Annotated in this window: 30 protein-coding genes; 15 read left to right on the top strand and 15 right to left on the bottom strand. The window is 56.1% G+C overall.

Going from position 1 to position 26,722, the window contains the following annotated elements:
* The first annotated feature begins 45 nt into the window (after window positions 1-45).
* From IE102_RS02995 to IE102_RS02970, 6 genes are all read left to right on the top strand, one after another.
* The gene (locus tag IE102_RS02995) at window positions 46-297 is read left to right on the top strand and encodes a DUF6489 family protein (protein ID WP_189484888.1); all 252 of its coding nucleotides are present in this window, start codon (window positions 46-48) and stop codon (window positions 295-297) included.
* 9 nt (window positions 298-306) lie between these two features.
* Window positions 307-1,641: a tRNA uridine-5-carboxymethylaminomethyl(34) synthesis GTPase MnmE gene (gene mnmE, locus IE102_RS02990; protein WP_229807534.1), complete on the top strand. Its 1,335-nt coding sequence runs from the start codon at window positions 307-309 to the stop codon at window positions 1,639-1,641.
* A gap of 139 nt (window positions 1,642-1,780) precedes the next feature.
* The gene (gene mnmG / locus IE102_RS02985) at window positions 1,781-3,655 is read left to right on the top strand and encodes a tRNA uridine-5-carboxymethylaminomethyl(34) synthesis enzyme MnmG (RefSeq protein ID WP_189484886.1); all 1,875 of its coding nucleotides are present in this window, start codon (window positions 1,781-1,783) and stop codon (window positions 3,653-3,655) included.
* A 17-nt stretch (window positions 3,656-3,672) separates the two neighbouring features.
* A complete protein-coding gene (gene rsmG, locus IE102_RS02980) occupies window positions 3,673-4,305 on the top strand; it encodes a 16S rRNA (guanine(527)-N(7))-methyltransferase RsmG (protein WP_189484885.1) in 633 nt (210 codons plus the stop codon).
* Window positions 4,295-5,113, top strand: a complete 819-nt coding sequence (locus tag IE102_RS02975) for a ParA family protein (protein ID WP_189484884.1) — start codon at window positions 4,295-4,297, stop codon at window positions 5,111-5,113. Before rsmG ends, IE102_RS02975 begins: the two co-directional genes overlap by 11 nt.
* Before the next feature lie 24 nt (window positions 5,114-5,137).
* Window positions 5,138-6,046 (top strand): ParB/RepB/Spo0J family partition protein, encoded by a 909-nt coding sequence (locus IE102_RS02970; RefSeq protein WP_189484883.1) that lies wholly within the window; start codon window positions 5,138-5,140, stop codon window positions 6,044-6,046.
* On the opposite strand, the gene holA is transcribed toward IE102_RS02970, so the two are convergent.
* The 4 genes from holA to IE102_RS02950 are packed head-to-tail and all read right to left on the bottom strand — an operon-like array spanning window position 6,047 to window position 10,730.
* A complete protein-coding gene (gene holA, locus IE102_RS02965; RefSeq protein ID WP_189484882.1) occupies window positions 6,047-7,099 on the bottom strand; it encodes a DNA polymerase III subunit delta in 1,053 nt (350 codons plus the stop codon).
* Window positions 7,096-7,596, bottom strand: coding sequence for a hypothetical protein (locus tag IE102_RS02960; protein ID WP_189484881.1), 501 nt, complete (start codon window positions 7,594-7,596; stop codon window positions 7,096-7,098). The genes holA and IE102_RS02960 overlap by 4 nt, the downstream gene beginning before the upstream one ends.
* A 6-nt stretch (window positions 7,597-7,602) precedes the next feature.
* Window positions 7,603-10,179 (bottom strand): leucine--tRNA ligase, encoded by a 2,577-nt coding sequence (gene leuS, locus IE102_RS02955; protein ID WP_189484880.1) that lies wholly within the window; start codon window positions 10,177-10,179, stop codon window positions 7,603-7,605.
* Window positions 10,180-10,226: 47 nt separating this feature from the next.
* Window positions 10,227-10,730 (bottom strand): DUF3576 domain-containing protein, encoded by a 504-nt coding sequence (locus tag IE102_RS02950; RefSeq protein ID WP_189484879.1) that lies wholly within the window; start codon window positions 10,728-10,730, stop codon window positions 10,227-10,229.
* A gap of 431 nt (window positions 10,731-11,161) precedes the next feature.
* Between IE102_RS02950 and IE102_RS02945 the strand changes: the two genes are divergently transcribed.
* Window positions 11,162-11,614 (top strand): NtrZ family periplasmic regulatory protein, encoded by a 453-nt coding sequence (locus tag IE102_RS02945; protein ID WP_189484878.1) that lies wholly within the window; start codon window positions 11,162-11,164, stop codon window positions 11,612-11,614.
* Window positions 11,615-11,639: 25 nt separating this feature from the next.
* Here IE102_RS02945 and IE102_RS02940 read toward each other — a convergent pair whose 3' ends face one another.
* A complete protein-coding gene (locus IE102_RS02940; RefSeq protein WP_229807533.1) occupies window positions 11,640-12,278 on the bottom strand; it encodes a thiamine phosphate synthase in 639 nt (212 codons plus the stop codon).
* 64 nt (window positions 12,279-12,342) lie between these two features.
* Here IE102_RS02940 and IE102_RS02935 point away from each other — a divergent pair, with 64 nt between their 5' ends.
* On the top strand, window positions 12,343-13,026 hold the full coding sequence (locus IE102_RS02935; protein WP_189484876.1) for a YggS family pyridoxal phosphate-dependent enzyme: 684 nt from the start codon (window positions 12,343-12,345) through the stop codon (window positions 13,024-13,026).
* Between the two features lie 16 nt (window positions 13,027-13,042).
* Here the strand turns inward: IE102_RS02935 and IE102_RS02930 are convergent, their stop codons facing one another.
* Entirely contained in the window at window positions 13,043-13,576 is a 534-nt protein-coding gene (locus IE102_RS02930) for a L,D-transpeptidase family protein (RefSeq protein WP_189484875.1), read from the bottom strand.
* 48 nt (window positions 13,577-13,624) lie between these two features.
* On the opposite strand from IE102_RS02930, the gene IE102_RS02925 reads away from it, so the two are divergent.
* Window positions 13,625-14,311 carry a response regulator transcription factor gene (locus IE102_RS02925; protein WP_189484874.1) on the top strand — a complete coding sequence of 229 codons (687 nt, stop codon included), beginning with the start codon at window positions 13,625-13,627 and terminating at the stop codon, window positions 14,309-14,311.
* A gap of 83 nt (window positions 14,312-14,394) precedes the next feature.
* The gene (locus IE102_RS02920; protein ID WP_189484873.1) at window positions 14,395-14,631 is read left to right on the top strand and encodes a hypothetical protein; all 237 of its coding nucleotides are present in this window, start codon (window positions 14,395-14,397) and stop codon (window positions 14,629-14,631) included.
* 21 nt (window positions 14,632-14,652) lie between these two features.
* Here the strand turns inward: IE102_RS02920 and IE102_RS02915 are convergent, their stop codons facing one another.
* From IE102_RS02915 to IE102_RS02905, 3 genes are all read right to left on the bottom strand, one after another.
* Window positions 14,653-15,108: a hypothetical protein gene (locus IE102_RS02915; RefSeq protein WP_189484872.1), complete on the bottom strand. Its 456-nt coding sequence runs from the start codon at window positions 15,106-15,108 to the stop codon at window positions 14,653-14,655.
* 192 nt (window positions 15,109-15,300) lie between these two features.
* Window positions 15,301-16,101: an exodeoxyribonuclease III gene (gene xth / locus IE102_RS02910; RefSeq protein WP_189484871.1), complete on the bottom strand. Its 801-nt coding sequence runs from the start codon at window positions 16,099-16,101 to the stop codon at window positions 15,301-15,303.
* A 231-nt stretch (window positions 16,102-16,332) separates the two neighbouring features.
* Entirely contained in the window at window positions 16,333-16,992 is a 660-nt protein-coding gene (locus IE102_RS02905; RefSeq protein WP_189484870.1) for a LolA family protein, read from the bottom strand.
* Window positions 16,993-17,163: 171 nt separating this feature from the next.
* On the opposite strand from IE102_RS02905, the gene IE102_RS02900 reads away from it, so the two are divergent.
* The gene (locus tag IE102_RS02900; protein WP_189484869.1) at window positions 17,164-17,406 is read left to right on the top strand and encodes a ribbon-helix-helix domain-containing protein; all 243 of its coding nucleotides are present in this window, start codon (window positions 17,164-17,166) and stop codon (window positions 17,404-17,406) included.
* Window positions 17,403-17,720 carry a type II toxin-antitoxin system RelE/ParE family toxin gene (locus tag IE102_RS02895; protein WP_189484868.1) on the top strand — a complete coding sequence of 106 codons (318 nt, stop codon included), beginning with the start codon at window positions 17,403-17,405 and terminating at the stop codon, window positions 17,718-17,720. The genes IE102_RS02900 and IE102_RS02895 overlap by 4 nt, the downstream gene beginning before the upstream one ends.
* A 90-nt stretch (window positions 17,721-17,810) precedes the next feature.
* Here the strand turns inward: IE102_RS02895 and IE102_RS02890 are convergent, their stop codons facing one another.
* Window positions 17,811-20,276 carry a DNA translocase FtsK gene (locus tag IE102_RS02890; RefSeq protein ID WP_189484867.1) on the bottom strand — a complete coding sequence of 822 codons (2,466 nt, stop codon included), beginning with the start codon at window positions 20,274-20,276 and terminating at the stop codon, window positions 17,811-17,813.
* Window positions 20,277-20,410: 134 nt separating this feature from the next.
* On the opposite strand from IE102_RS02890, the gene IE102_RS02885 reads away from it, so the two are divergent.
* The gene (locus tag IE102_RS02885; protein ID WP_189484866.1) at window positions 20,411-21,658 is read left to right on the top strand and encodes a UbiH/UbiF/VisC/COQ6 family ubiquinone biosynthesis hydroxylase; all 1,248 of its coding nucleotides are present in this window, start codon (window positions 20,411-20,413) and stop codon (window positions 21,656-21,658) included.
* A gap of 56 nt (window positions 21,659-21,714) precedes the next feature.
* Here IE102_RS02885 and IE102_RS02880 read toward each other — a convergent pair whose 3' ends face one another.
* From IE102_RS02880 to IE102_RS02870, 3 genes are all read right to left on the bottom strand, one after another.
* Window positions 21,715-21,924, bottom strand: coding sequence for a Trm112 family protein (locus IE102_RS02880; RefSeq protein ID WP_189484865.1), 210 nt, complete (start codon window positions 21,922-21,924; stop codon window positions 21,715-21,717).
* A gap of 63 nt (window positions 21,925-21,987) precedes the next feature.
* Entirely contained in the window at window positions 21,988-22,863 is an 876-nt protein-coding gene (trxA, locus tag IE102_RS02875; RefSeq protein ID WP_189484864.1) for a thioredoxin, read from the bottom strand.
* A gap of 82 nt (window positions 22,864-22,945) precedes the next feature.
* A complete protein-coding gene (locus IE102_RS02870) occupies window positions 22,946-23,461 on the bottom strand; it encodes a prolyl-tRNA synthetase associated domain-containing protein (protein ID WP_189484863.1) in 516 nt (171 codons plus the stop codon).
* Window positions 23,462-23,537: 76 nt separating this feature from the next.
* Here IE102_RS02870 and IE102_RS02865 point away from each other — a divergent pair, with 76 nt between their 5' ends.
* Entirely contained in the window at window positions 23,538-24,296 is a 759-nt protein-coding gene (locus tag IE102_RS02865; protein WP_189484862.1) for a DUF6065 family protein, read from the top strand.
* Window positions 24,297-24,389: 93 nt separating this feature from the next.
* On the opposite strand, the gene pyrF is transcribed toward IE102_RS02865, so the two are convergent.
* Complete coding sequence (gene pyrF / locus IE102_RS02860; RefSeq protein ID WP_189485978.1) at window positions 24,390-25,073, bottom strand: orotidine-5'-phosphate decarboxylase; 684 nt, start codon at window positions 25,071-25,073, stop codon at window positions 24,390-24,392.
* A gap of 106 nt (window positions 25,074-25,179) precedes the next feature.
* Between pyrF and IE102_RS02855 the strand changes: the two genes are divergently transcribed.
* Window positions 25,180-25,908 (top strand): MarC family protein, encoded by a 729-nt coding sequence (locus IE102_RS02855; RefSeq protein WP_189484861.1) that lies wholly within the window; start codon window positions 25,180-25,182, stop codon window positions 25,906-25,908.
* A gap of 11 nt (window positions 25,909-25,919) precedes the next feature.
* Here IE102_RS02855 and IE102_RS02850 read toward each other — a convergent pair whose 3' ends face one another.
* On the bottom strand, window positions 25,920-26,717 hold the full coding sequence (locus IE102_RS02850) for an SDR family NAD(P)-dependent oxidoreductase (protein WP_189484860.1): 798 nt from the start codon (window positions 26,715-26,717) through the stop codon (window positions 25,920-25,922).
* Between the last annotated feature and the right edge of the window lie 5 nt (window positions 26,718-26,722).

Below are 26,722 nucleotides of genomic sequence, written 5' to 3'. Positions count from 1 at the left end.
GGGCCGGAGAGACTTTCCGGCCTGTTTGCCATCTGGGAGCTGGACATGAAAGTCACCGTAAACTGCGAATGTACCCCTGAAGAAGCCCGTGCCTTTCTGGGTCTGCCAGATGTCGCACCGCTGAATGAGTTTCTGGTCGAACAAACCCGCGCGAGCTTTGAGAAGAACATCCACCAGATGCAGCCCGAAGAATTGCTCAAGACCTGGTCGGGTCTGGGCGTTCAGATGCAGGATAATTTCCTGAAACTGTTCCAGATGTCTGCGTCCGCAGGCATGAGCGGGTTTCCCAAAAAGTAGGTGTTTCACGTGAAACATACGATTTTCGCTCTGGCCAGCGCACAGGGCCGGGCGGGCGTGTCGGTTATCCGCATCTCTGGCCCGCATGCGTTTGAGGTTGTCACGGCCTTACTGGGTCGCTTGCCGAAGCCGCGCTTTGCCAGTTACGGCGAACTGACCTGGCAAGGCGATCTGATCGATAAGGCGCTGGTGATGGTCTTTAAAGGCCCGCACAGCTTTACGGGCGAAGACTGTGCCGAATTTCATGTCCATGGCTCACGCGCCGTTATGGATCGGCTCTATCATATATTTAACGAGATGGGCCTGCGTCATGCCGAGGCCGGAGAGTTCTCCCGGCGCGCGTTTGAAAACAATAAGCTTGATCTGACCCAAGCCGAAGCTATTGCTGATCTGGTTGATGCTGAGTCCGAAGCCCAGCGACGTCAGGCCCTGACCCAACTCGACGGTGGGTTGAAGGTTCAGTACCGGACATGGCATGGCGATCTGCTGAAAATTCTGGCCCATATTGAGGCGCTGATAGATTTTCCGGACGAAGATATTCCACAGGCACTTGCCGATCAGGTCATAGGCGACATCATCCGTCTGAAATCCGAACTGGGTCAGGCGATTACTGAGTCCAAAAAAGGTCGGCAAATCCGCGAAGGCTTCCGGATTGCGATCTTGGGTCAACCTAACGCCGGTAAGTCGAGCCTATTCAATGCCCTATTGCAAACGGATGCGGCGATCGTAACGCCCATAGCCGGGACGACCCGCGACGTAATCGAAGCGCCGATCCACATCGGGGCCTATAGCGCGCTGATCTATGACACCGCCGGTTTGCGTGAGACCGATGACCTTGTCGAATCCGAAGGGATTCGCAGGGCGCGGGTGAGGGGCGAACAGGCCGATCTGCGCATCTGGGTGGTCGATAGTTCGCAGGCCCTAAGTTCTGATTGGCCACAGGTTCAGGCAGGGGATTATCTTATTCTGAACAAAGTCGATCAGTCGTCGGCGGATGTGCGCGACGCTATCAAACGAAAACTTTCTGATTTGAGTCTAAAGATATTTGAAACCGACCTGACGACCGAGCAGGGGGTGTCAAACGTTAGATCGGCCCTGCAAAACCATTTGGAGCAGGCACTTTCCCTATCGACGTTTCCGGCTGCGACACGCGCACGCCATTTTGAACGTTTGCGGGATATCGACCTTAGTCTGGAGCGGGCTTTAGGTATCGGGTTCAACGTGCCTGAACTAATGGCCGAAGATATCCGTCAGGCCATGAGCGGATTTGATGCCCTCTATGGACGCACCGATGTTGAGCAGGTGCTTGACCATATTTTCTCAAGTTTTTGCATTGGTAAGTAAAAACAGCCCTTGGCCATGTTTCACGTGAAACACTTCGTTAATCAAGATTATTGCCGCCTTAACCTCTGAAGATTCGACGCACCCGTTCCTATCTGATATAGGCAGCGTTCCTTCATGCCGTTTGAAAGTTTGACCGAATATGTCGCAATCTCCTTTGCGCTTTTGGGACGTTATTGTCGTTGGCGCGGGCCATGCCGGCTGCGAAGCTGCGGCCGCGTCGGCGCGCATGGGTGCCAGGACCCTGCTGTTGACCCATCGCCTGGAAACCATCGGTGAGATGTCGTGTAATCCGGCCATTGGTGGGCTGGGCAAAGGCCATCTAGTGCGTGAGATTGACGCTATGGACGGCGTCATGGGCCGCATGGCCGATAAGGCGGGTATTCAGTTTAAGGTTTTGAACCGCTCTAAAGGTCCCGCCGTGCGCGGGCCGCGGGCGCAAATTGACCGTAAGCTTTACCGCGAGGCCATGCAGGCGGAACTGTTTGCCACCGAAAATCTGGAGATTATCGCCGCCGCTGTCGAAGACTTGATCCTGAATGGTGATCAGGTCGTGGGTGTGATCGATGCTGACGGAGTGCAGTACCGGGCCAAGGCTGTGGTACTGACGACCGGCACCTTTTTGCGCGGGATAATCCATATTGGTGATAAGCGCACGTCGGCCGGACGGTTTGGAGATCAACCGGCTAATGGTCTGGGGCAGCGGCTCTATGACTTGAAACTGGATATGGGGCGTCTGAAAACTGGCACGCCCGCGCGTCTGGATGGCAAAACCATCAACTGGGATATCCTTGAAAAGCAGGAAGGTGACCCCCATATCCAGCCGTTTTCGATGATGACGGACAAGATTAAGCGCCCGCAAATCACCTGTGGTATCACCTATACCAATGCCGAAACCCACCGGATTATCGAAGAGCATCTGCATGAATCCGCAGTCTACGGCGGCTATTTATCGGGTCGCGGGCCGCGCTATTGCCCGTCGATCGAAGACAAGGTCGTGCGCTTTGCCGATAAGACCAGCCATCAGATTTTCTTGGAACCCGAAGGCTATGACGACGATACCGTCTATCCCAATGGTATTTCGACCTCGGTATCTGAGGCCACGCAGGAAGCGTTTTTGCGCACAATCGTAGGGCTGGAAAATGTGGTTATCAAACGCTATGCCTACGCCATTGAATATGACTATGTCGATCCGCGCGAGCTATACCCAACCCTGCAATTGAAAAAATTGCCCGGACTGTTTCTGGCGGGGCAGATCAATGGCACAACCGGCTATGAAGAAGCCGGGGCGCAGGGGCTGATAGCCGGGATCAATGCCGCCGCTCAGGCCGGTGGCAAAAGCCCGCTTATCTTAGGTCGTGATCAGGCCTATATCGGTGTGATGATTGATGATCTGGTCACCAAGGGCGTCACTGAACCTTATCGCGTGTTCACCAGCCGCGCCGAATTCCGTCTGAAACTGCGGGCCGATAATGCTGATCAGCGTTTATCGAATATTGCCCTGAACATAGGGGTGATGGGCCCGACGCGTAAAGCTCACTGGCTCTCGAAAAAGGCTGATCTTGAGACAGTGCGCGCACGAGCGGCTGAGTTGAAGCTGACCCCCAATGAAGCGCGTGTTCACGGCATTCAGGTCAATAGCGACGGTCAGAAGCGCAATGTTATGCAGCTTTTGGCCTATGATACGTGTGACCGCGCAAAGCTAGAAGCTATCTGGCCGGAAATCCGCGAATGGGCCGATCATCTGTTTGAGCAGGTCGAAATCGATGCGCTCTATGCGGGCTATCTGGGCCGTCAGGAAGCCGAGATTAATGCCTTCCGTAAGGATGAAAATCTCGAGCTGCCGGATGACCTAGATTACAATGTCATCGGCGCTCTGTCGAACGAAGCACGCGAAAAGCTTAATCGCATCCGTCCGAAAACTGTGGGTCAGGCCGGACGTATCGAAGGCATGACGCCGGGGGCACTTACGGCGCTGCTGTTCCATGTGCGTGGCCTGAAAGCCCGTGTCGCCTGATGAGTGATGGTTTACCTATGACGCCTGAACAGATGGCGTTGCATCTGGTGTTTCACGTGAAACATGAGGCGATTGAAGACCTCACACGGTTTCAACAGGTGCTCGCCGATAAGAACGCCGTCATGAATCTGGTCGGGCCCGCCACCGTGCCGCACTACTGGTCGCGCCATGTACTCGATTCCGCCCAGCTTCTCAATCACGCGCCGGACGCTAAAATCTGGGCTGATCTAGGCGCGGGGGCAGGGTTTCCTGGCGTGGTGCTGGCCATACTTTTAAAGCACGCCGAACCTTCAGACATCACACCACATGTCTATCTGATCGACAGCCTGACCAAGCGCTGTGTATTTTTGTCCGAAGTGGTCAAGGCGCTTGATCTGCCCGCCACCGTTATCAACGACCGGGCCGAAAATATTAAGCTCGAGGTCGATGTCGTGACGGCTCGTGCCATGGCGCCTTTGCCGAAACTGCTGGGCTTTGCCGAGGGCTTTTTCAAACGCGGTGCGCAAGGATGGTTTCTAAAAGGTGAAAATGTGGATAGCGAACTGATGGAGGCCGAAAAGGCTTGGCAATTCGCCTCAAACAAGTATTCATCTCTAAGCGACCCGCGCGGGCGTGTGGTGCATATCCGGAGTTTAAAACATGTCAGATAAGGCCATCCAAAAACCCCGCGTGCTGGCAATTGCCAACCAAAAAGGCGGCGTCGGCAAAACCACGACCGCGATTAATCTGGGTACGGCGCTGGCGGCTGTCGGTGAGCGCGTGCTTTTGATCGACCTAGACCCGCAGGGTAATGCCTCGACCGGCCTCGGTGTGCCCCGGTCTGCCCGCACCACCACCATCTATGATGTCATTGTTGATCAGCAACCGATCGGCGATATGGCCATTAAAACCCTGGTGCCGGGTCTTTATATCCTGCCGTCCGACCCAGATTTGTCGGGCGTTGAAATCGAACTGGGGCAGGCTGAGCGCCGCTCTTACCGGTTGCGCGATGCGCTGGACCGGATGGCGGAATTTGAGATGCTCTATTCCTATGTGCTGATTGACTGCCCGCCATCGCTGAACCTGTTGACCGTCAATGCCATGTCGGCCGCCGATGCCGTTCTGGTGCCGCTGCAATGTGAGTTTTTCGCACTCGAAGGCCTGACGCAATTAATGCGCACCATAGATCTGGTACGCGGAAGCCTCAATCCCAAGCTTGAGATACAAGGGATTGTGCTGACCATGTATGATCGCCGTAATGCTCTGTCCGGTCAGGTGGCGCAGGATGTGCGTAGTCACTTTGGTGAAAAGGTCTATGAGACGGTTATTCCGCGTAATGTGCGGGTGTCTGAGGCACCGTCCTTTGGCAAGCCGGCGCTGATTTACGATCTTAAATGTTCGGGCAGTCAGGCTTACCTGCAATTGGCTAAAGAAGTGGTCACCCGTGAAAAACGCCGTAAGCGCCAAATGGCGGCCTAACCCCCAACTCTAATGGAATTTGATATGTCAGAAAAACACAGGGGTTTAGGCCGGGGTCTGTCAGCGCTGTTGGGGGAAACCGCAACACCCGTGCCGGTCACACCGCCGCAGGCTGAAACCAAATCCGCGGACGCACCGGTAGGGCCGGTATCGATGAGCCTGGAACAGCCGATCGAGTTGCTGAAACGCAATCCTGATCAGCCGCGTAAGGTTTTCAGTGAGGCCGAAATCGACAGTCTAGCGGCGTCTATCAAGGAAAAAGGGGTGCTACAGCCCATTCTGGTGCGCGCGATTGCGGGCACGAACGAATTTCAGATCATTGCCGGGGAACGCCGCTGGCGGGCCGCGCAAAAAGCCGGCTTGCGCAATGTGCCGGTGCTGGTGCGCGATCTGGATGATCTTGAGGTGCTGGAAATCGGCATCATTGAGAATGTTCAACGTGAAGACCTTAACGCGATCGAAGAGGCCAAGGCCTATAAGGTGCTGATGGAGCGCTTTGGGCGTACGCAGGATGCAGTGGCGCAGGTGGTTTCCAAGAGCCGTTCCCACATCGCCAATATGCTGCGTCTGTTGAACCTGCCCGAAAGCGTGCAGGATCATGTGCTGGAAGGGCGTTTGTCGGCCGGTCATGCGCGCGCCATTGCCACGGCATCCGATCCGGCAGCACTGGCTGAGCTGATTATCGAAAAGGGTCTGTCGGTGCGTCAGGCTGAGGTGCTTGCCCGTCAGGAAGGGCAGGGCACGACGTCCAAGACCTCAAAACCCCGCCACTGGGACGACCCGGACACCAAGGCCCTGCAACAGGATTTACAGGATGTGCTGGGCCTTAAGGTGCGTCTGGACGACAAAGGCGGTAAGGGCGAACTGCGCCTGAGCTATGCGTCGCTGGAGCAGCTTGATGAGGTCTGCCGTCGTCTTATGAAGATGTCCTAGTCAGAGGCCAAGCCGCTTGGCGCGACCGGCAATGCTCATATAGAGCCGCTCGGAGATCAGCAGGTCGGGCATACCGGTCGATTTACAGGCCTTGTCGGTTTCAATCAGTTCGCGGGCAATCGGGTCAAGCACGTCCTCGCGCCATGACCTGACCTGACGCAGAAATTCGGCTTCCTGTTTCCAGAAAACCCCCGCTGATTTGGCGGCTTCTTTCGCACCAATCCCTTGGCCGATCAGGGTCTGGATCAGGCGGATCTTGGCGAAATGACCGCTGAGGGCGCGCACCGCATCTGTCCCGGCTTCACCTTCGGCAAAGGCCCGGCGCAGGGCGGCCTGAGCGGGTTTCATCTTGCCGCTAAAGGCATCCTGGGCGGCCTGAAACAGAGAGGCTTCGGGCTCAACCCCTAAGAAATCCTCTAAAGTCTTGGCATCCAGCGTACGCTTTGAGCCCGGCCCGATAAACAGACACAGGCGTTCAATTTCCTGACGCGCCACACCGCGCTCACGCGGCAGGCGGGCGACAAAGATATCGAGGGCTTCGGGGCTGAGGCTGACGTCGTTTTGCTGGAGGGTTTCACGGGTCATGCGCGCCACGTCCCCGGCTTCGTCTTCATAGCAGGCGATGGAGGCGACGTTTTTGTCGTTATCGGCCTGCCGGCGCAGGGCGGAATCCGTGCCTAAACCACCGGCTTCGATCAGGAAAAAGGCGTCCGGGTTAAACTCACCGGCGGCGTGCGCCTTGAGGCTGGCGGCAATGGCCTTATCAAGCGTGGCTTTTTCGGAACTGAATTTGATCCGCACCAGACGCCGACCACCCATCAGGGACTGCGCCGTCAGTTCGTCATCAAGCTTGGCCGGATCATGGTCAATATCGCTGTCGGTCAGGATGGAGACGTTGAACGGGTCTTTCGGATCGGCGACGATCTTTGAGGCCAGCAGATTAGCGCGCTCTAAAACCTGCCCGCGATCCTTACCGTAGATCAGGCAGGCATTGATCGGCGCTTGCGGCTTGGCCAGAAAAGCCTCGATCTCAGGCCGTTTGACCAGCTTCATTTCTTATTGTGGAAATAGAGCGCCAGATCGGCCTGAATCTTTTGAGATATACCGACGGCGGCGCGCTCTTGCCCGTCCTGCTGCGAGGCCATAGACGCATAAGGGCTTTCGGCGGCGTCATAGGTGGTGGCGTCGACAAAGCTCGATTTATAAACCACTTGCCGGGTCGTAAGGTCGGTCAGGCTATAGGCGACGACGTTTGATATTTCATAACGAGACGCCGTGTCATCCAGTCCCAGACCCACAGCAAAGCGGCGCTCGGTCAGGGTGACGTCGAGTTTATAGCGCTTGGCGGCTTTGGAATCCTCAAGCAGGCCCTTGGACAGATCCTGTTTCAGGAAATAGCCGGTGCGGGTATCGGGGACGACGATGTCCACTTGTGACAATGAGGTCACCAGACCGCGATCAGCATAGAGCGGCTGAAACCCGCAGGCACTCACGCCTAAGAGGCTGAGCCCCATCAGGGTTGCCACGACCAGTTTTGCGGGCTTTATCATGACCTGTTATCCTACGACAAAGTTCAGGATGCGGTTCGGCACCACCACGACCTTACGGATCGTAACGCCTTCAAGATGTCGCTTAACGGCTTCGTCTTCAAGCGCCAATGTGCGGATTTCGTCTTCGGTCGCCCCAAGCCTGACCAGAAGCTCACCGCGCTTCTTACCATTGACCTGAACCGGCAGGGTGTAGACATCGTCCTGCGCCAGGGCCGGATCGAACTTCGGCCAGGCGGCATCAACGATCAGACCATCATGGCCAAGGCGGGTCCAGCATTCCTCAGCCAGATGCGGCGTGACGGGCGCGATCAGTCCGGCGAGGATTGTGAGGGCTTCATGGCGGGCGTCAGTGCCGGTCTCATTGACGTCGAAACTACGCAAAACATTAACGAATTCATAGAGTTTTGCGATCGCCGAGTTAAAGCGGAACGACTCGAAACCGTCTGTGACGAATTTGGCGGCCTTATGTGCGGCCTTGCGAATTTCCTGCGCGGCAGCTTCGTTTTTTGCGGTAATATGTTCCGACGGAAAACTGTCAACCTGATCCCAGACGCGCGAGGTAAAGCGCCATGACCCTTCGACGCCGGACGCCGTCCATTGCACGTCGCGCTCAGGCGGTGAGTCAGACAGCACGAACAGACGCGCGGCATCGACGCCGTAGGTATCGAAGATGTCTTCCGGGGCGACGACGTTCTTTTTCGACTTCGACATTTTTTCAATGTCGCCGATTTTCAAAGCTTCGCCGGTCGAGAGTTTGATGGCGGTGCGCTTACTTCCCTCAGCCGACAATTCGACATCGGCCGGTTCGACCCAATCGCCCGACACCGTCTTATAGGTCTCATGGGTCAGCATGCCTTGGGTGAACAGGCCAGCGAACGGCTCCTTCACATCCAGATAGCCGCAAGTATTGAGCGCGCGGGTGATGAAGCGCGAATAGAGCAGGTGCAGGATGGCGTGCTCGATGCCGCCAATATACTGATCGACCGGCAGCCAGTAATCGGCCGCGGCCTTATCAATCGGGGCATCCGCCTTCGGGTCGGTAAAGCGGGCAAAGTACCACGACGAGTCGACAAAGGTATCGAGCGTGTCGGTTTCGCGGCGTGCATCCTTTTGGCAGTGCGGGCATTTGACGTGCTTCCAGGTCGGGTGGCGATCGAGCGGATTGCCGGGCACATCAAAGGTGACGTCTTCGGGCAAGATGACCGGCAATTGATCGTCCGGTACCGGTACAACACCGCAGTCTTCACAGTGGATGACCGGGATCGGGCAGCCCCAATAGCGCTGACGCGATACCCCCCAGTCGCGTAGGCGGTAAACGGTTGCGCCACGGCCCAAGTGCTTGGCCTCGATCGCCGCAATCGCTGTTTCCTTGGCCGTTTCAATATCAAGGCCATCAAGGAAACCGGAATTAAATATAGTTCCGGGGCCGGTATAGGCCTCCGTACCGACCTCGAAGGTCTCCGGGTTTTCACCGTGCGGCAGGACGACTTCGGTGACTGGCAGGTCGTATTTGCTGGCGAAATCGAGATCGCGCTGATCGTGGGCCGGACAACCAAAAATGGCGCCGGTGCCGTAGTCCATCAGGACGAAATTGGCGATCCAGATGTCGAGTGTCTTATGGGAATCGAACGGATGCGCGACCTTTAGGCCGGTATTGAACCCCAGCTTTTCGCCGGTATCGATCTCTTCTTGAGTGGTGCCGCCGCGCTTAACCGTCTCAAGAAACTCTGTTAATTCAGCCGTTTGCGGTAAGGTCTTGACCAGCGGATGATCAGCGGCGACGGCCACAAAGCCCGCGCCATAAAGCGTATCCGGGCGGGTGGTATAAACTTCTAAGCCCGTTTCAAACAGGTCAGTGCGCGGCTCAGCAAACTGAAACTTAAAGCGCAAACCCTTGGAGCGGCCGATCCAGTTGGCCTGCATCAGGCGCACCTTGTCCGGCCAGCGATCCAGCGTTTCCAGACCTTCGGTCAGATCATCGGCATATTGGGTGATCTTAAGGAACCACTGGGTCAGCTTTTTCTTTTCGACGAGGGCCCCGGAGCGCCAGCCCTTACCGTCGATGACCTGCTCATTGGCCAGAACCGTATTGTCGACCGGGTCCCAGTTGACGACGCTTTCCTTGCGGTAGACCAGTTCGTGCTTCAGCAGGTCAAGGAACCACTTTTGCTGCTTGCCGTAATAGGCGGTATCACAGGTCGCAAATTCCCGTGTCCAGTCAATCGACAGGCCTAAGCGTTGCAACTGCGCGCGCATGGCGGCTATGTTGTCATAGGTCCAACCCTTGGGGTGGATACCACGCTCCATAGCCGCGTTTTCCGCCGGCATACCAAAGGCATCCCAGCCCATCGGGTGCAGCACGTTAAAGCCGCGCGCGCGTTTATAACGGGCGACAAGGTCACCCATCGCATAGTTACGCACATGGCCCATGTGAATCCTGCCCGAAGGATAGGGAAACATTTCAAGGACATAGTACTTATCCTTAGCTTCTGCCTCTTCGGGGGTGCGCGTCAGAAACACGCCTTTATCATCCCATCTTTGACGCTGACGGGGTTCGGACTCTTTGGGATTATAACGTGACATTAAACCGGTCGGTTTTGGGAAGTTAAGGCTTTAAAGGCGGTCTGATTTTACTTATTGACGTTAGATAGGCGCAACTGACGGGCACGGGTCAGGATAGCATTTTCTACGTCGATTTCGGTCTGGGCCGATACCGCTGAGTCAATCCAGCCGCCATTTTGCATGACCTGCTTATTAACCGTGACGTTGAGTGCATCGGCGCGCAGACGCGAGTCCAGAATATAGACCGTGGTCTTGAAACGCTCATCCGGCTTTTCCGGGTTGGCGTACCAATCAGAAATGATCACACCGCCCCAGGGATCAGCCGAGGTCAGCGGCATAAAGGAAATGGTGTCAAGCGAGGCACGCCACAGATAGGCATTGACCCCGATACCGGCTTCGGTCGTGTTGGCAGCCGGCTGGCTGCCTTTGAACATTCCTAAAAAACCTTTGTTTTCAGACGATACGGCGACGGGGCCGGTGTCGTCTTTTTTGCCAATCATGGCGCAGGCGCTCAAAGAAAGGGACAGGGATAACGCGGTAAAACCAAACACAGCGCTACGAATAATGGTCATCTGAAGGATCACTCCGCATTAGTCTTTTAGGATAGTCACCCTTATCGTCGCCAAACTGGACTTAAGTGTGTCATGATTATAGGCCGCCTTGTAACAGCCGCCAAACCCTGTTTGACTGCCGTTTGCGGTTCTATAGCATGGGGATACGGGGGTCTGACAAGCGTTTCGTGAACTTGAGCGCAGAACGGTACGGTTAAGCGGCGTTAAGCGATGGTTAGCCATAAGGCGTTGCCAAAGTGACACATTGTCTAAGGGAATCCGAACAACCCTGTTTGACTCTTCGTGATTGGCTTGACCACTGATATGATCAGACTTAATTGATTTTTGACATATATCCGTCGCAAAATCTGACTAAGGGTGACACGCGTTATTTTTAGGCTCAGATACAGACGATATTCAGGTCGTGTAGCGCGTTTAACGAGTATAAAAAGATGAAACGGTTCGGGCAAATATTGGCGGGAGTTGCGGTTCTGGCATTAGCCGGTTCGGCCATGCCTGCGCTTGCTCAAGGCAAATCAGCTAAACCGTCCGCATCTACTCAGGTTTCAGGCCTGTCTGAGGCCACTCTGGCGCTGGCGTCCAATGTGACGACTGAGCCCGCGGCCAGTCCGGCGTCGAACTTCAACAAGCCGCAATCCAAGTCGATCCAGCTCAACGGCCGTGGCCGCTGGGGCGTGCAGGTCGATGTCAGCGAACAACCCGTTCGGCCTTCGGGCTGGAACGATGTCGAAGCCGGGGCCTTTTATAAGGTGAACCCAAAGCTGCGCGTCGGCGGTTCGGTCGGTTTTGGCGAAAAGACCAATGCTTTGAAGCCAGTCACCAAGCAACAGCAGGACGCCGAGGATAAGCCGCGCGTCCGTTTGGAAACCCGCTTCAAGTTTTAAGCGGCGCTTTTAAGCCATTTCGCGCTTAAACCCTTATCTCATCTTCGATCATGAAGGCATCGACGGCGCCCAGACCGCGTAAGCCCGTGCCCATCAGCGCGTCGACCGTATCGACACCGATACCGCCCAGACCATATACCGGCACGGGCGACAGCTCACAAAAGGCCTTAACCCCCTTGGTGCCTAAGGGTTCAATCCCGTTGGCGGACGAGCTGTTTGACGCAAACACCGGCGAAATAAACACGGCATCGAGCGCATTGATCCCGTCGTTGTCCAGAGTTTTCAGGCTGTGACAGGCGGCGGTGATGTAAAGCTGCGGGTGTAAGCGACGTATGCCTGTCGCCGCCTCCAGATTGCGTTCTGACAAATGGACGCCGTCGGCACCGACCTCCAGCGCCAGATCGACATCATTACCGATGAAAAGTTTCAACCCGCGCTGCTGCGCTATGCTTTTGAGCACACGGGCATGGGCGGGGGCGTGTTTGTCACCAAAGCTGCGATAGATGATGCCGCAATCTGCGGGCAGGAGGCTGGCGACATCTTCAGGGTGCGGGGTGCGCTCAGGGTCGGTAAAGAAAAACAGCGGCGGCAGATCAGACGCAGGTTCGTGACCGTAAGCTGATTTGGGCGTGTGGCCATTAAGGTGAATCAGGGGGCTGGACATATGCGCGCTCTTGGCTATGTCTTTGGCCTTGTTCATCATATACGCAAAACGGGTTTTGTAGGTCATGGTCATCAGCACCCAACCGGCGGCATCGGCCGTCGCTTACAATCGCATTGTAGCGCAAATGTCGAAGGCCTTAAAGCTTGCTGGTCGCCCGTCGGATGCTGCGCGCTTGACAGCCGTGTCTAAAAACCAGCCTTGGGAGGTGATTGAGCCGGTATTACTGGCTGGTCACCGCACCTTTGGCGAGAACCGCGTGCAGGAGGCGATCGAGCGCTGGGAGCCGGTGCGAGATGATGTCTATAGCGGCCTTGACCTGCGGCTGATCGGGCCGTTGCAGTCTAACAAAGCCGAAGAGGCCGTCGCCTTTTTCGATGTAATTGAAACCGTCGATCGCGACAAAATCGCCCGCGCTATTGCTGATGCGGCGCAAAAAAAGGGCCGCTGTCCGCGCCTGTTTGTGCAGGTCAATATTGGCGAAGAGGTTCAAAAAGCAGGGATTTTACCGAGCGTTGCGGATACATTTCTGCAAAAAACTGTGCGTGACTACGGCCTAAACATCGAAGGGCTGATGTGCATCCCCCCTATCGATGGCCCCAAGGGCCCATACTATGCCCTGATGCAAAAGATTGCCGCCCGCAACGGTATCGCGCACCTGTCTTATGGGATGAGCGACGATTTCGAGGTCGCCTTACGGTTTGGATCGAACGAAATTCGGGTTGGTACGGCGATATTTGGCAGCCGCTGATTATTGAAGGCAACCTTCACGCAGATTTGATCTCAATGGCGCTGTCCGGTTCGGCCAGCTCCAGCAGCATCAGAACATCTTTGATTTTCATCGCCACGCAGCCCTCAGTGCCGACATATCCCTCGCGCGCGACGTGGGCAAAGATCGCGGAACCGTGCCCCGGCACGACCGGATCGTCATTATAGCCGAGCACGATAATGACATCATAGACATGGTCTTCGCGCCAAAGGCTTTCCGTGCGCGCCTTATAGGGCAGCTTGACCGGCTGGTTGTAGGCCTCATCCATCGCATCGTCGCACCAGCCGTCATCGGGCGTGAGCGCCACAAGCGGCAGCACGGTCTTGGGGGCGGGGGTACGGTCAGGCCGGTAATAAACAAACCTAACCGGCCAAACCCCCAACGGAGAGCGCAAATCGCCCTCTCTTTTGCGCTCAGCGGCAATAACGCCCTCTTTCCCCAGCGCGCAACGCACCCTATGTTGGTTTAGAACGACCTCGCCGCGGTTTTGCTCTGGTATATCATGGGCGGTTGCGGTAAAAATCTTGACCATTTCGTCACTATTGTTGGCAAAACTCAAAGAAAAATAAGTTACAGGAATATGGTGCAACAAAAAACCCTGCTTATAGTTGATGACGACGATGAACTGCGCGAAGCTCTGGCCGAACAGCTTGAGCTGCACGAAGAGTTCAAAGTGACCCAGGCCAATAACGGCACCGAAGGCATTCGGCTGGGTAAGACGATCAATGCCGATATCATTTTGCTGGACGTTGATTTGCCGGACATGGACGGGCGCGAGGCCTGTCGGCTGCTGCGCAAATCCGGTCTGACGACGCCGGTGATCATGCTGACCGGACAATCGACCGACTCTGATCAGATTTTGGGACTGGACGCGGGCGCCAATGATTACGTCACTAAGCCGTTCCGGTTTGCGGTGCTTCTGGCGCGTATCCGTGCGCAGGTGCGTTCGCACGAAACGTCCGAAGACGCCACCTTCCGCATCGGGCCGTATGAGTTTAAACCGGCGCTTAAGCTGCTGATTGATCAGGCTCAGAAAAAAGTCCGCCTGACCGAGAAAGAAACGAACATCCTCAAATATCTCTATCGGGCGGGCGGCAAGCCGATCACGCGCGAAGAACTGCTGACTGAGGTATGGGGCTATAATGCCGGCGTCACCACCCATACGCTGGAAACCCATGTCTATCGTCTGCGTCAGAAGATCGAACCCGATCCGGCTAATGCACGGCTGCTGATGACCGACGCGGGCGGGTATCGCCTACAGTTTTAGCAGGGTCACAGACCCTGCACCCATTAGTTATTCAGGATAAGTAACCGGCATCATAATAGGGTGCCGGTTTTTTAGGGGGTGTAATGCAGGAACAGGCCGTAACTTTTAGCATTAGCGGAGACGAAGCGCTGATCATGTTTGAAGCGCTCTCTAGCTATTATGAAAATGCATCTGATAGCTGCCAGCAAACACCTGAATATCGAGTGGCATCCCGGCTAATCGCCATTCTGGAAAAGCAATTGGTTACGCCATTTGACCCGGCTTACCGTGATCATTTGAACACCGCTCGCCAAAGAGTTTTGCTTAGAGATATTCAGTAAGGTCTAGCCAGCGGCCAGCAACTATTCTTCTGTAAGGGACGCCTGATGCTCTGCATCGCCCGCTTCGTCCATGACGTACCAGACAAACCAGGTGGCGTCTTCGATTTTGCCGCCGCTGGCCAGATAGGGCTCAACGTGGGCGGGGAAGGCCTCGCGGATTTGCTGATGAAAATCAAAGTGCTGTTGCAGATCGACCATTTCCTGATGGGACAGTTCGGCGGCCATGCGCACACGCACCTCCCACGGTAAATCGGGCGGCACCATGGCTGCCGGATCGGCATCAACCCAGTCACACTCACCAATACAGCCGGGAATGCGTACCTGAAGCTGCCCGCCTAAGTTCAACAGGTTCATATCCGCCGCCGCCTTGACGACTTCGGGGATGTCTTTGACTCTCCAGGCATATTCGCCGTGCTGAACATCAGCCTTGGCTAAGATATGGGCGGGCAGTTGGGCTTCTAACGGGATGTCGGTCATGGCGGTTTCTCTGATTAGAACCTCCCCTGATTTCAGGGGAGGAGGGAGGATTTGGCTCTCAAGCAGCGAAGCGGTAGAGCATTAAAAATTCAGACCGGAAGGTGGGGTTAAACCCCGGCAAAGGTTAACCCCCTCTTCTGTTTAAGCCAGCTTAAACAGAAGCTCCCCCTGCATCAGGGGGAGTTCTTGAGGTCAAATCGTAAATTCTACCTGTATGGGGGCGTGGTCGGAGGGTCGTTCCCATTCGCGCACCCAGTCGTGAATTTTGGCGGTGATATCGCCGGTGGCGCGGGCTTTGAGTGCCGGATTAAGCAGGATGTGGTCGAGCCTTAAGCCGCGATTGGATTTACGGAAATCGGCAGAGCGGTAACTCCACCAGGTAAAAATTTTCTCAGGCAGAGGATAGGCGTCGCGGAACGGATCATACAACTCACCAGAGGTAATGAACTCACGAAACGCCTCGATCTCCTGCGGGGTGTGGCTGACGATTTTGAGCATCTGGCGGTGGCTCCAGACATCGAACTCACCGGGCGCGATATTGAGGTCGCCGCAGATCAACAGCGGATGGCCCTTATTGCGGGTTTTCAGATGGGCGCTGACCCGCTCATAAAACTCTAATTTGTGGTCGAACTTGTCATTGGCAGTGCGATCCGGCACATCGCCGCCTGCCGGAATATAGAAATTCCAGATTTCGACGCCGTTTACGACAATGGCCTGAACGCGGGCTTCGCCCCGGCGGCAAAACGGTAAAAGCTCATTGGCTTCAAACGGATAGCGTGAGGCGATGGCAACCCCGTGCCAACCCTTTTGACCGGCGATATGGATATGCGGGAAACCTATGTCGGCAAAGGCTTGACGCGGAAATTCATGTTCCTGGCACTTGATTTCCTGAAGGCAGATGACGTCGGCATCAATGGCGTTCAGGAATTTGGCGATCTGCTCCATGCGCAGGCGCACCGAATTGACGTTCCATGACACCACTGACAATCGCATTTAATTTCCTAACCGACTTATTTCCCCATTCCATAAAGAAAAAAGCCCGCTCTGCAAACAGGGCGGGCCTTAAAGGATTGGCATTTAACACGAAAGCGTAAGGAAATGCACACAAGAGAGATGCGTGAGGGTCTGTAAAGCCGCTAACCTCAACAGGTCGCCTCAGCACATAGCGAAACCGTAACACCTTTACATATTTCCGCAATCGCTAAATTTCGCCTGTAAGGCGTATCAATTCCGGGAGCCTGACGGCTTATTCAGCACAAACAGCGACGGTTTGAGGGACGCGGCAGTATTGAGCGTCAGCAAATTAACGCGGGTTGATTTGCCCTGCGCATCCACCACCGTCCAGTCGCCAAGGGTCAGCTTACCGGCCTGATCGCGGAAGGTCATGGTGATGGCACCCTCAACGTCTTTGCGGCGATCGCGGGCTTTCAGGCGAAAACCGTCAGTGGTGCGGGTGACTTCGGTGACGATCACGCCCTGATCGAGACGGATTTGCTTTGACAGAAACAGCGACAGCGGCGTGAACGACAGCGGGTACTGATCAAACGATTTCAGGCGTGGGTCCCACATATTGACGTTTTTACCATCGGCCACGACCAGCACGGAATAGGGGGCGTCATATTCAAAGCGGATCTTGCCCGGCCGTTGCAGCCACCACTGGCCGGAGGTTACGCGACCACGGGAATCGGTCTGCTCAAACCGGCCTGAGGCGGCGCTTAAAGCTTGCAGATAGGCGGTGGCGCGTTTGATGCGGGCCTGATCCTCAACCCCAAAGGTCGGTACACGCACGAACGTGGTGCCGGTGGTTTTGTTCTGGGCGAGCGCGGGCGTGGCGGCTAGGGCGGCCAGTCCTGCGATGAAAGCGCGTTTGGTATATTGCGTCATAAGCTTACCCATAAATCCAAAATCATAATTATCGAATGCTTTAACTGCCGAGCGCGGCATTTTTTCGACGTTGATTGTGGGTTTAGCAATCTACGCCTGAATGGGGCGTGAATAATTGGGCGGGCCTATAGTTAGGTTGGCAAATTTTGCCATTGGTGTTAATCTTCTCACATGACCACCATGAATATATCTCTGCCAGACACGCTGAAATCGTTCATTGATGAGCGGGTTAAGTCACGCGGCTATGGCTCGCATAGTGAATATCTGCGTGATCTGGTGCGCAAAGACGCTATCGAAGCCGACAAAGAAAAAATGCGCGGCCTTATCATGGATGGGCTAAATTCGCCTGTGGGGCGTCCATGGTCGGAAACGAAGGCTGAACTCCTGAAACGTGCCAAAAACTCACCTGAATGAAGCCGGTTATTACCCGCAGGCTTGCCGACACAGATATTGAAACGGCATTTTCATACTACATGCATGAAGCGGGTGGTGCCGTAGCCTCTGATTTTGTTGAAGCCGTCGATGCGCTGTTCAGCCATATTGAGCAATACCCGGACGCTGGATCAAATCACTATGGTGAGCAGCTTGATATACCGGGACTGCAGCATCGCTTATTAACGCGATTTCCCTATGTCGTTTTCTACATCGAACAGCCCGCCTACATGGATGTGCTAAGGGTTTTGCATCAGCAGATGGATATACCGGCGCAGTTACAGGCTAACATTTAACCCCACCCGTCTGCTTCGCTGCGCTCGCATCCACCCTCCCCTGAAATCAGGGGAGGTTCTTAAGTTCCGGGTGCAGGGTCCGCGACCCTGCTAGTGACCGGGGGGTGGGCCGACGAGGATATCGCGTTTGCCTACATGGTTGGCGGGGCCGACCACGCCTTCCATTTCCATCTTTTCCATTAGAGAGGCGGCGCGGTTATAGCCGATTTGCAGTTTTCTCTGGATGTAGGAGGTCGAGGCTTTGCGGTCGAAGGTGACGTAATAGACGGCCTTATCATAAAGGTCGTCGCCGGAACCACCGCCTTCGCCCATGCCGCCATCGCCAGAGCCTTCGCCATCGTCGTCGCCGCCGGCGGTGATGTCTTCGAGGTACTGCGGAGACCCTTGTGAGCGCAGATATTCGGCCACGGCTTCGACTTCATTATCGCCGACAAACGGGCCGTGCAGACGGGTGATGCGACCACCACCAGCCATATAGAGCATGTCGCCCTGACCCAGCAGTTGTTCTGCGCCCTGTTCCCCAAGGATAGTGCGGGAGTCGATTTTTGAGGTGACCTGGAACGAAATCCGGGTCGGGAAGTTGGCCTTGATGGTGCCGGTGATGACGTCAACCGACGGACGCTGTGTGGCCATGATCAGGTGAATACCGGCGGCGCGGGCCATCTGGGCCAGACGCTGAACGGCGCCTTCGATGTCCTTACCTGCGACCATCATCAGGTCGGCCACTTCGTCGATGATCACGACGATATAGGGCATGGGTTCCGGCACCATTTCTTCGGTCTCGAAGATCGGCTGGCCGGTTTCATCAAAGCCGGTCTGGACTTTGCGGATGAAGTTCTTGCCCTCGGCAGCCGTCGCTTTGGCGCGTTCATTAAAGGACGCCACGTTACGCACGCCGATTTTGGACATGCGGCGGTAGCGGTCTTCCATTTCCTTGACCGTCCATTTGAGCGCGACCACGGCCTTTTTCGGGTCGGTCACGACGGGCGCGATCAGGTGCGGGATGCCGTCATAGACCGACAATTCCAGCATCTTAGGGTCAATCATGATGAATTTGCACTGCTCAGGATCGAGGCGATAGAGGATCGACAGGATCATGGCGTTGACGCCGACCGACTTACCCGAACCGGTGGTGCCTGCAATCAAAAGGTGGGGCATTTTGGCCAGATCAGTGACATAAGGCTCGCCGCCGATATTTTCACCCAAAACCATCGGCAGGATGTGACCGGCTTTTTCAAACTCGGCCGAGGCCAGCATATCGCGCAGGTAAACCGTTTCGCGTACGGCATTGGGCAATTCGATCCCGATGGCGTTGCGACCCTGAACGATCGAGACGCGGCAGGAGCGGGCGGACATGTTGCGAGCGATATCATCGGCCAGAGCCACGACGCGCGCGCCTTTGACGCCGGCCGCGGGGGCCAGTTCATAGAGGGTGACAACTGGGCCGGGCCGGATCTGGTCGATCACGCCTTTGACGCCAAATTCGGCCAGTACGCTTTCCAACATACGAGCGTTCTGGCGCAGGGCGTCTTCGTCAAAGCTGGTGGCGCGCGGCTTAGGCTTTGACAGAATATTTAGCTCGGGCAGGCGGAAGTTGCCGGGTTTTAAGAACTCAAAGCTCGATTGACGTTCATCGACCACCGGCTTTGGGGCCTTGGGCATTTTGATGGCGAGCTTGGGCTCATTTGATGCCGCCGCCGCCGCCGCCGGGGCGGCATAGTCGTCATAAGACGGCATATCCGTGTCGTCATCTTCAAACGGAGCGGCCTCGCGCGTGGCGACCATCGGTTCGGTTTGGGGGGTGACATCAAATGGTGGGGTGTCATCGATAAAGGTCTTGGTCGCTTTGGCTTTGGGTTTCTTGCGTACCGGCTCATCAAAATCGGCGTCCGGATCGTGGGCTTTGACGCCGATGGTGGCGGCGAAATTCTGGATACCAAAGGCCACCTTGGCACCAATTTTCATATAGGTGTCTCCGTTCAGGCGCAGGGCATTGTTGAAACACCACAATCCCAGCCCGGCAAAGATAACAGCCGCGATAATCTCGCCGTAAGGCAGCTTCATGAAGGCAAACAGGCTGGCCAGCAGACCATGAATACCTTCACCCCAGAACCCGCCCCAGCTTTGGGCCAGCACCGGATCGGGGTTGCCGGTATGGATGGGGGCCAGCGTCGCGGCCAGCGCCAGACCAAACAGGAACGACCAGAAACTATGGCGGCGCAGGAAATTACGGGTCGCGTCAGGGTCCGTTTCCATCATGCGCAGAAAGCCGAAATAGGCCATGAATAGCGCCATCGGCCACGCGGCCACGCCCAGCGATTGCAGGCCCAGATCGGCGATAATCGCGCCAAATCCGCCGAGGATATTATGCGGTGACTGCGATGAGGCCGTGTTCAGGCTGGGGTCGTTGGCATCAAAGCTTACGAACGCAAACAGGCAGGCCAGACCGAGCAACATGACAAACGCGCCGCGCAGACGCGCCATAGGTACAGAGCGCCAGATCAGGCGGGCATGGGTTTCCAGTTGAGTGATAATCGTCGTGGTCAGGCTGGCCATAGGTTCAGTCGAAGGTTCTAAACGGATACAATGCGGTTATTTGCCACGGATATGGTTAAGAGCTGTTTACGAAATCAAAAAAAGCCTATGGTTTTTTGACCTGTTTTCAACGGCTGAAAGTGGTATCAACCGCTATGGAAAAAACTTGTGACGTAATCATTTCCGGTGCCGGCATGGCGGGCATGACCTTGGCACTGGCTTTGGCGCAGAATGGCCTTAAGCCCGTGTTGATCGAGCGTCAGCCGGTGACGGATCAGTTAGATGCGGGCTATGATGGGCGGGCGTCGGCCATTGCCTATAGCTGCTTCCGGCAATGGAATGTGCTGGGCGTCGGGGAAAAGCTGGCGCCGCTATCGTGCCGGATGGATGAGATCATGGTCACGGACGGCCATTTGCCGGGGGCGGCAACTAAGGCCCCCTTGCCGTTTTATCTGCATTTCCGGTCGCAGGAAATATCGGACCGCTCCGGCGACGAACCGCTGGGCTATATGGTCGAAAACCGTCATATCCGCACGGCGCTTTATGAGGCTATCACCGCGGCGGGGATTGAGGTTATCGCCCCGGCGACCATTGAAACCATTGAGGAAAATCCATCGCGCATTTCGGTGACGCTGAACACCGGCGATGTTTTAAGTGCGCCGCTGCTGGTCGGGGCCGAAGGGCGGCAATCGAAACTCAGAGAATGGGCGGGTATCCGAAATATCGCCTGGGACTATGGTCAGAGTGCTGTGGTGGTGACGGTCAAGATGCAGCATCCGCATAACCACGTCGCCTATGAGTATTTCCTCACGTCCGGCCCATTTGCCATTTTGCCGCTGACCGATAATCGCGCCTGTATCGTCTGGTCGGAAAGCCATGATAAGGCCAAGGCTTTGATGGGCGTGCGTGATGAGCTGTTTTTCGCTCATTTTCAGGAACGGTTCGGGGAGTTTCTGGGTGAGATCGAGCTGGTCGGACCGAAGTTCATCTACCCGCTCGGTTTAAGTCTGGCCGAAGATATGCACAAAGGCCGGTTGGCGCTGCTGGGGGATTCCGCTCACGGTATTCATCCGATTGCGGGCCAAGGCTTGAATCTGGGCCTTAAGGATGTGGCCGCGCTGGCCGAGGTGGTGATTGAAGCGGCGCGTCTGGGTGAAGATATAGGATCGGAACTGGTGCTGGAACGCTATGCTAAATGGCGGCGGTTTGACAATGTGACGACCTCACTGGCAACCGACGGGTTTGTGCATCTGTTTTCCAATAACAACCCGATCCTTCGACCCCTGCGCGGCTTAGGTATGGGCATGGTCAACAAGATCGGGGTGTTCCGGCGATTTTTCATGGAAGACGCGGGTGGAGCCACGGGGGATTTGCCAAGATTGCTCCAAGGGCAGGAACTTTAGCGCTTACCGTCAAAAGTACACTGAGGCGAAGCCGAAGGACTTTTGACGGAGTTTCACTATCCTTTTTGAGGCTCGAACTTGCGGGCCTGATCGACCAGCATGATCGGCACACCGGAGCGGATCGGGAAGGCCAGACCCGTGGTCGGGCTGATCAGTTCCTGAGCGACGCGGTCATAGGTCAGCGGGCGGCGCGTGACCGGACAGACCAGAACCTCCAGCAGGCGCGGATCAATCTCGATATTCGGTTTTTCGGTCGTGTCGGTCATACGGGCCCTCTTTTTTTGTCGCTCTTTCTGATCTGTCAGGTGAAACACCTGACAGGAAACGCTCTAGCTAAACAGAATGGATGACAAACGGCGGCGGCCGGATTTGGCCAGCTCCGACATCTGACCGATAGCAAAGAAAATCTTCACCAGATAATCGCGGGCGGCGCTGTCGTTCCAGTCGGGCGATGCCTTGATGATGGTCAGCAGTTCATCGACTGCCTTTTCCATATCGCCCTGGGCGGCAAGGCCCTTGGCCAGATCAAAGCGGGCCTGATGATTGGCCGGATCGGCTTGAATGGCATCATAGAATGGCGACAAATCGGCGGGCGCATCTTCGGCCAGTTCAAGGGCGGCGCGCAGGCTTAAAATATCGCTGTCCTTGGTGTCAGTTGGAGCCATATCGAGGAAGCCCTTGGCCTGATCAGGTTCACCGACCTTGAGATAGAGGCGGGCGACCCCGGCTATGGCTTTCAGGTTTTGCGGGTCTTGCTCCAGCACGAAACTAAACGCTTCCATAGCGCTGGTGACATCGCCCTGGGCGGCCGATTGCGCGGCCAGTTCGAGCGCGTCATCAATGGTTGGGCCATCACCGGCACCGCCGACCCCGAGCCGTTCGATAAAGGTGCGCAGTTCGGATTCGGACTTTGCGCCCAGAAAACCGTCCATCGGCTTACCGTCCACAAAGGCATAGACGGTGGGGATGGATTGCACGCGCAACTGACCGGCGATCATCGGGTTTTTATCGACGTCGATCTTGACCAGCTTAACCGCGCCCTTGGCGTCCCTGACGACCTTTTCAAGCGCGGGCGTTAACTGCCGGCACGGCCCGCACCAGGTCGCCCAGAAATCGACGATTACCGGACGGATTTTGGATTCTTCGATGACGTCGGCCAGAAAATTGGCGTCGGAGCCGTCGATAATAAGGTCGCTGTCGGCCATTGGGATTACCTGTGCATTGGAAAGTTTGTTTACATCAAGATGGGGTGCGGTCGCAACCGGCGCAAGGGTTTAAGTGGTGGCCTTAGCTAATCGGACGGGCTTCGACCTGATCAAAATCAAATACCTTAAGATCCCGCCCCAGATGGGTGATAAATGTCCGGAAATCGGTCTGAGATAAGGTGGTGGTGGCGGTATTGACCAGCGGGTGAAAGTTGACGAACTCAGCATCGGCCAGATGTTTATCCAGAATAAACTGCACCCGCTGATCAGGATCATTGATAAGGCCGAGCGCAGTCACCGATCCGGGCCTGACCCCCAGCGCCTCATAGAGCCGGTCTTCCGACCCGAACGACAACCGCCCTGAGCCGATATATTTCGGCAGGGCCTTTAGGTTAATCTGCGTCGATTGTTCGGCGCTGATCAGCCACAGCTTGCCCTTATCGTCTTTCAGGAACAGGTTTTTAGTGTGGGCGCCGCGCAAACCGGCCTTGATATCCTCACCTTCGCCGACCTTGAAAACGGCTTCGTGTTTGAGGGTTGCGCTATCCAAACCGAGATCATCAAGGATTTTCAAAAGGCTGTCTTGGGTGTGTGGCATTTTCACAGGTTGATTTTGTGGGATTGTAGTGGTGAAAAGGCTTTACCATGAGTGCGTCGCATAAGGGAATTGGCCAATGGAATTAGAGTGCTTCAGGATGCAGGACCCCGCGCCGGAAATCGTGCCCGGACGGCCCGACCGCGCCTGGATGGACAGCTTTCAATCGCGCTTTCCTTACCGCTGCCTGCCGCTGACCATGGCCAATACGACGGGGTGGGAAATCCTGTGTCCGGTCGATTTCATGGCCGAATGGAACGGCGGCCCGCGCAACGAAGACCTGAAACTGACGCCGCTCGATCCCACCGACAGCCTCGGCCATTTTGTGCAGTCGCACTTTACGCACGGTATTTTGACCATGCACACGGGCTATCTGTTCCGCACGCCGCCGGGCTGGGCCGTGTGGTGTTCGGGCGCGCCCAACCACGTCAAGGACGGGGTGCAGGCCCTGGAAGGCCTGATTGAGACCGACTGGTTGCCGTTTCCGTTTACGATGAACTGGATCATGACGCGGCCGGGTCGTGTCTATTTCAATAAGGGTGAGCCGTTCTGCTTTATCAATCTGGTTGAGCATCAAAAGATGGATACGGTGCAGCCGGTGTTGAAATATCTCGATGCCGATCCGGAGTTGCTCAAGCAATATCAGGTCTGGACCGAAAAGCGCACTGAGTTCAATGCCAAGCTGGAAGAACGCGATCCCGAGACGATGAAACAGGCCTGGCAGCGCTTTTACTTTAAGGGCGAAATTCCGGTCGAAGATGCGGATGCACCGGCAGAGCATATGGTGCGCCGCCGGTTGAAATCCGCGATTGAAGCGCCGCGTCCTAAGAGAAAGTAGGCAGGGCCGCAGACCCTGCACCCGTTAGTTAGGGGCTAATCGAAACGTATCGCGTAAATTATTGCGGGGTGCAGGGGACCAGTCCCCTGCGACTTAAGCAATCGCTACCAAAATCTTCTGCGCCGCCTCGACCGGATCAGCCGCAGCGGTGATCGGGCGGCCGACCACAAGGTGAGACGCGCCGTCGCCTAGCGCCTGTTCCGGGGTGGCGATGCGCTGCTGGTCGTTGGCGGCGGCCCAGATCGGGCGCACACCGGGGGTCACAATCAGGAAATCAGCGGGTACCCGCGCGCGAATGATTTTGGCCTCCAGCGGCGAGGCGACGACGCCGTCCATGCCACACTCTATCGCCTGATCGACACGTTTCAGCACCAGATCAAGCGCTTTGTCCGTATACCCCATTTCCTTAAGGTCGGCATCGGTCAGGGTGGTCATGACGGTGACGCCCAAAAGCTTGGTGTTCGACGATCCACGGCCTTTGACGGCAGCGCGCATCACTTGGGGTTCGGCGTGGACGGTCAGGAAATCACAGGCCCCTAGTGAGGCTGCGCGGGCTGCCCCTTCGACCTGTGCGCCGATATCGTGCAGCTTCCAGTCCTGAAACACCATCTTGCCCTGATCGCGCAATTCATAGGCCAGTTTCAGACCGCCTTGCGCCATCAGGGTCAGGCCGATCTTGAAAAAGCTGACCTGATCGCCCAGCCGTTTGGCCAGATCGCGGGCACCATCAAGGGTCGGCTCATCAAGGGCCACAATTAAACGCGGATCAGCTTTAATCAGTGTGCCCATGATGATGATCCTCAAAGTTTCTGCTGTAACCGAACGGTGGGATTTGATAGGGTCGCGAAATCCCTGCTTCGTCTTATCAAAATTCGGGTCACCCATGAACCTGGTTGAGTTTTACGTCAACTTTTTTATCACCCTGTTCGCCCTGCTTGACCCGATTGGCAATGTGCCGATTTTCGCGGCGGCGACGCGGTCGCACTCAAAATCGACGCGCAAGTGGCTGACCTTTTATATCGCGATATTTTCGGCGCTGTTTTTAAGTTTCTTTTTCTTTACAGGCCTGAAACTGCTGCAATTTTTCGGCATTTCTATGGATGCGTTCCGTATTGCCGGCGGCATTTTGCTGTTCCTGTTGGGCCTTGATATGACGCGTGGCGACTTTTTGGCCATGTTCGAAGAGGTCGAGCACGTCAATGAAAAGCCGGACGCAGACAAGCAGGTCAAAATCCTGACCGGACGGGCGTCGGCCAATATCAGCTTTGAAAAGCTGGTGGTGCCGTTTGCGATTCCGTTGCTGATCGGGCCGGGAGCGATTTCGACGGTTATCATTCAGGCCGGGGAAGCCCAAAAATATGGCTGGGCCGGGATGTTGGTGGGTCTTGGGGCAATTTTGTCCACGGCTGTGGCGATCTTTTTGACGTTCTTTTTTACCGGCACGATTTCAAAACTGCTTGGCCGGGTCGGCATGGTGGTGGTTATTCGGGTGCTGGGTCTGATCCTGTGCGCGCTGGCGATCCAGATCATTATCTCGTCTTTAAGCGTTATTACGCAGGACATCATTACGCCTTCCGCCGCCCACCCGTATGCGACGGTGCATGGGGCATAAATTCAAAATCTTTACCGGTTAATCTTGCGCAAGCGGTTGGAGGCGAACTCCAGCGTCCAGTCGTCAGGCAGAACCTTGAGGGCGGCGGACACGACCTTATTGGGCGCACCAGGGACGCAGGCGGCACGGTTGGCTTCCGCCGCCAGATAGCCTTCGCGGGCGACTTCGTCAGCGCCCATCCATACCCATTCCGGAAACGACTGCGACAACTTTGAGCGCGTGCCGTTGACGTCATGGAACTCGGAATAGGTCCAGCCGGGGCACAGGGCCGAGACATGCACACCATGATCGCGGGTTTCCAGATGCAGACCCTGCGAAAACTTCAGTAGATAGGATTTGACCGGCCCGTACAGCGTATCGCCCGGCGATCCGGGCAGATAGGCCGCAAGGGACGCCACATTGATGATCCGGCCAAACTTGCGCTCGATCATACCGGGCAGGACGCGGTGAGCCAGCTCGGTCGGTGCGTGCAGCAAGACCTGAAGGAAATTGCGGTGGCTGTCCCAGACATTGCCGACAAAGCCTTCGGGGACGCTGTAGCCCGCATTATTGACCAGACCATCGACCTGACGGCCCAGCGCGGTTATGGCGGCCATCAGCTTTTCAGGGGTGGCGGGGTCGGACAGGTCACACGGTACGGCAAAGGCTTCGACGCCAAAGCGCAGCTTAATCTCTTCGACCAGCTTTTCCAGCCGGTCAGCCCGCCGGCCGGTAACCACGACATCCCAGCCGTGGGAGGCGTAGACGCGTGCGAACGCCAGCCCGATACCGGCGGAAGCGCCTGTGATTAAAACGAGACGTCGCGACACGGGAA

The organism is Asticcacaulis endophyticus (assembly GCF_014652575.1).
GTDB lineage: Bacteria > Pseudomonadota > Alphaproteobacteria > Caulobacterales > Caulobacteraceae > Asticcacaulis > Asticcacaulis endophyticus.
Note: the sequence above shows the minus strand (reverse complement) of the source record. Positions and strands in the feature narration are given on the sequence as shown.

Coding starts and splice junctions, on each gene's coding strand:
- IE102_RS02995 (WP_189484888.1), top strand. CDS start 46: ATGAAAGTCACCGTAAACTGCGAATGTACCCCTGAAGAAGCCCGTGCC.
- mnmG (WP_189484886.1), top strand. CDS start 1,781: ATGTCGCAATCTCCTTTGCGCTTTTGGGACGTTATTGTCGTTGGCGCG.
- rsmG (WP_189484885.1), top strand. CDS start 3,673: ATGACGCCTGAACAGATGGCGTTGCATCTGGTGTTTCACGTGAAACAT.
- IE102_RS02975 (WP_189484884.1), top strand. CDS start 4,295: ATGTCAGATAAGGCCATCCAAAAACCCCGCGTGCTGGCAATTGCCAAC.
- IE102_RS02970 (WP_189484883.1), top strand. CDS start 5,138: ATGTCAGAAAAACACAGGGGTTTAGGCCGGGGTCTGTCAGCGCTGTTG.
- holA (WP_189484882.1), bottom strand. CDS start 7,099: ATGAAGCTGGTCAAACGGCCTGAGATCGAGGCTTTTCTGGCCAAGCCG.
- IE102_RS02960 (WP_189484881.1), bottom strand. CDS start 7,596: ATGATAAAGCCCGCAAAACTGGTCGTGGCAACCCTGATGGGGCTCAGC.
- leuS (WP_189484880.1), bottom strand. CDS start 10,179: ATGTCACGTTATAATCCCAAAGAGTCCGAACCCCGTCAGCGTCAAAGA.
- IE102_RS02950 (WP_189484879.1), bottom strand. CDS start 10,730: ATGACCATTATTCGTAGCGCTGTGTTTGGTTTTACCGCGTTATCCCTG.
- IE102_RS02945 (WP_189484878.1), top strand. CDS start 11,162: ATGAAACGGTTCGGGCAAATATTGGCGGGAGTTGCGGTTCTGGCATTA.
- IE102_RS02940 (WP_229807533.1), bottom strand. CDS start 12,278: ATGTCCAGCCCCCTGATTCACCTTAATGGCCACACGCCCAAATCAGCT.
- IE102_RS02935 (WP_189484876.1), top strand. CDS start 12,343: ATGGTCATCAGCACCCAACCGGCGGCATCGGCCGTCGCTTACAATCGC.
- IE102_RS02930 (WP_189484875.1), bottom strand. CDS start 13,576: ATGGTCAAGATTTTTACCGCAACCGCCCATGATATACCAGAGCAAAAC.
- IE102_RS02925 (WP_189484874.1), top strand. CDS start 13,625: ATGGTGCAACAAAAAACCCTGCTTATAGTTGATGACGACGATGAACTG.
- IE102_RS02920 (WP_189484873.1), top strand. CDS start 14,395: ATGCAGGAACAGGCCGTAACTTTTAGCATTAGCGGAGACGAAGCGCTG.
- IE102_RS02915 (WP_189484872.1), bottom strand. CDS start 15,108: ATGACCGACATCCCGTTAGAAGCCCAACTGCCCGCCCATATCTTAGCC.
- xth (WP_189484871.1), bottom strand. CDS start 16,101: ATGCGATTGTCAGTGGTGTCATGGAACGTCAATTCGGTGCGCCTGCGC.
- IE102_RS02905 (WP_189484870.1), bottom strand. CDS start 16,992: ATGACGCAATATACCAAACGCGCTTTCATCGCAGGACTGGCCGCCCTA.
- IE102_RS02900 (WP_189484869.1), top strand. CDS start 17,164: ATGACCACCATGAATATATCTCTGCCAGACACGCTGAAATCGTTCATT.
- IE102_RS02895 (WP_189484868.1), top strand. CDS start 17,403: ATGAAGCCGGTTATTACCCGCAGGCTTGCCGACACAGATATTGAAACG.
- IE102_RS02890 (WP_189484867.1), bottom strand. CDS start 20,276: ATGGCCAGCCTGACCACGACGATTATCACTCAACTGGAAACCCATGCC.
- IE102_RS02885 (WP_189484866.1), top strand. CDS start 20,411: ATGGAAAAAACTTGTGACGTAATCATTTCCGGTGCCGGCATGGCGGGC.
- IE102_RS02880 (WP_189484865.1), bottom strand. CDS start 21,924: ATGACCGACACGACCGAAAAACCGAATATCGAGATTGATCCGCGCCTG.
- trxA (WP_189484864.1), bottom strand. CDS start 22,863: ATGGCCGACAGCGACCTTATTATCGACGGCTCCGACGCCAATTTTCTG.
- IE102_RS02870 (WP_189484863.1), bottom strand. CDS start 23,461: ATGCCACACACCCAAGACAGCCTTTTGAAAATCCTTGATGATCTCGGT.
- IE102_RS02865 (WP_189484862.1), top strand. CDS start 23,538: ATGGAATTAGAGTGCTTCAGGATGCAGGACCCCGCGCCGGAAATCGTG.
- IE102_RS02855 (WP_189484861.1), top strand. CDS start 25,180: ATGAACCTGGTTGAGTTTTACGTCAACTTTTTTATCACCCTGTTCGCC.